Below are 2,819 nucleotides of genomic sequence, written 5' to 3' on the forward strand. Positions count from 1 at the left end.
ATGAAGGACAGGGCGGAGCCGCACAGCAGTAGTCGGACCGGGGTGTTGGTGTGCTGGGCCGTCGGGTCCAGGGCGCGTTGGATGATGGAGGGCAGCGCGGGGGAGGCCTTGGCGAGGAAGGGGAACTCGTCGATGACGACGGGGGTGGGCCCGGCCGTGGCGATGCGCATCAGCTGGGTGATGGCCTCGTCCCAGTGGGTGAACCGGTGGGGGGCCGGCTCGCCGCGGTAGCGGGCGAGGGTTTCCCCGAACTGGCGTAGCGCATCGGCTTCGGTGGTCTCGGTGGCGGTGAACAGGAAACCACCGTGGGCGCGGATGATCGCGTCGAGGAGGAAGGTCTTGCCCTGGCGCCGTCGTCCGGAGATCACTCCCAGGGTGGCTTCCCGGCTCCGGTGGCGGGCGAAGCGGGTGAGCTCGGCCCACTCGAAGTCGCGGTCGAACATCTCGGCGGGCTTGTCCACCCCGTCACCCTCTTGATAACTCTACTTATTATAGCTGGAGTCATCCATTCTATCTCGCATGTGACCGGGGCGTCAGCCGGTGCCGGGGTGTCAGCCGGTGACCGGGGCGCTCGTGACGGCGATGCCGCCCGGCGTGCCGGCGAGCGGGATCGTCGCGACGACGACGCAATCGGCGAGGTCGACCACGGATACGTCACAACTGGCCTGGTTCGTTATGCACGCGACACTGCCGTCCGGCGCCACCGCGACGTTCTCTGGGCGGGCGCCGACGGGGAAAACTGCGACAACCGTGTCGAGAGCCGTGTGAATCACCGAGACCGTGTGGCCGTAATAGTTGGTCACGTAAAGGCGCGTCCCGTCCGGTGCCAGGGCTGCCCCGAAAGGGCCGGGTCCGACGGCGATTTTCGCGGTCACGGTGCCGGCCGACGTCTCGATCATCGACACCTCGCCCGGGTCGCCGCCCGTGCTGGTCACATAGATTCGCCGGCCGTCGGGCGCGACGGCGATGCCGTTGGTGCCGGCCCCGGCGCTGATCGTGTCGATGACGGTGTGCGTGCCTCCGGTGTGCGTGCCTCCGGTGCGCATGGCTCCGGTGCGCATGGCTCCGGTGTGCGTGGCCGTGTCGATGACGGACACGTCGTTCCCGCCGAAGTTCGTCACGTAGGCCCGCCGCCCATCGGGGCTGACGGCGACGTTCGCCGGGCTCGCGCCGACCGGGACGGTGGCGGTGACGGCCCCGGTGGCCGTGTCGACGACGGACACGTCGTTCCCGCCGAAGTTGGTGACGTAGGCGCGGCTGCCGTCGGGAGCCACCGCCACCCCGAAGGGGAGCGCGCCGACTCCGATGGCGGCGCTCACGACACCCGCGAGCGGGTCGACCACCAGCACCTGCCCAGTTCGGATGCTGGCTACGTAGGCGTGGATAGTCATCTAGCCCGCATCCCACGGTCGATGGATCACAACCGAGCGTAGTAGCCTGGGTGCCGGAGAACCTGTTCGTGGGATGGCGAAGCGGGTCACCGCGAGCGGTCGCACCGGCCAGGCCGCGGGCGCCGTCACCAGGTGACCGGCAGCGCGGTGACGCCCTGCAGCCCCACGGCGCCCTTGATCGGAATCTGTTCGGCGGGAACAGCCAGGCGCAGGGTCGGAACGCGACGGAGCACTGTGGCGAACGCGATCTGGAGAGCGGCCCGGGCGAGGTTCTGGCCGAGGCACCGGTGCACGCCGAAGCCGAACGCGAGGTGGTTGCGCGGGCCGCGGCGCACGTCGAAGGCGTCGGGGTCGGCGAACGCGGCCGGGTCGCGGTTCGCGGCGGCCGTAGCGAGGACGACACCGTCGCCCGCCCGGATCAGACGGCCGCCGATCCCAATATCGGCGACGGCCACCCGGGGGATGGTGTCGGCGACGGACAAGTAGCGTAGGAGCTCCTCGACCGCGCCCGGGATGGCGGCCGGGCCGGCGCGCAGGGCGGCCGCCTGGTCGGGATGGTCCAGCAGCGTCAGCATGCCGGACGCGATCGTGTTCGTCATGGTCTCGCTGCCGGCGACCACCAGCATCATGGCCGTGTTGACCGCCTGCCGGTGTGCCGCCTCGCTGGCGCCCGCGCCTCCGTGCCCGCCCGCGCCTCCGTGCCCGCCCGCGTACGCGCTCGCCAGCCGGCTGAGCGCGTCCTGGCCCGGACCGCTCTCCCGGCCGCGCAGGAGCCCCCCCAGGTAGCCGGCGAGCTCCGGAAGCCCTGCTCCGTCCGGTCGAGCCAGGCGGTCCCGGAAGGCGGTGCGGTCGTCGGGCGGCACCGCGAACAGCTCGCAGAGCAGGAACGCGGCGACGTCGAGGGCGAACTGGTCGACGAGGTCGGTAGGTGGCCCGGCCGTCAGCAACCGGTCGACCAGCAGGTCGACGGCGCCCTGGAGACGCGGCCGCAGGGCGTGGGCGCGGCGCACGCTGAAGCTCGGGATCACCAGCCGCCGGTGCGCGGCGTGCTCCGGCTGGTCCATCTCGACGAACGTCCGCACCGCCCGGATCGTCTCCGCGCTCGCCCGTCGGCCGGTCAGCTCCGGGTAGTTCGGGTCGGCGCGGTCGGCGGACAGCCGGGGATCGGCGAACAGCGCGCGGGCGTTCCCGTGCCCGGTCACCACCCACGCGGGGCGGTCGCCGATGAGCGTGACCTTCGCGAGAGGCCCGGCGGCCCGCAGGCCCCGGTAGCCCGGCGGCGGGTGGTAGGGACACGCGCGAGCCATCGGGAACGGCGGCGCCCCGCAAGCGCCGACGGTGCGGCCCGCCCCGCTCACCGCCCCGCTCACCGCCCCGCTCACCGGGGCGCTCACCGGGGCGCTCACCGCCCCGCTCACTGGGGCGCTC

3 protein-coding genes are annotated in these 2,819 nt (G+C 72.5%); all 3 read right to left on the minus strand.

Annotation, left to right across the window (positions count from 1 at the left end):
- Nucleotides 1–461 (minus strand): AAA family ATPase (locus tag AC08OP_RS23655; RefSeq protein WP_476616185.1); only part of this gene is annotated, 461 nt, incomplete at its 3' end.
- Nucleotides 462–551: 90 nt separating this feature from the next.
- Nucleotides 552–1,391: a beta-propeller fold lactonase family protein gene (locus AC08OP_RS23660; RefSeq protein WP_476616186.1), complete on the minus strand. Its 840-nt coding sequence runs from the start codon at nucleotides 1,389–1,391 to the stop codon at nucleotides 552–554.
- A 125-nt stretch (nucleotides 1,392–1,516) separates the two neighbouring features.
- A partial coding sequence (locus AC08OP_RS23665; protein ID WP_476616187.1) for a cytochrome P450 occupies nucleotides 1,517–2,819 on the minus strand: 1,303 nt, incomplete at its 5' end.

The sequence above is a fragment of the Frankia sp. CeRuru1 genome (assembly GCF_977966315.1).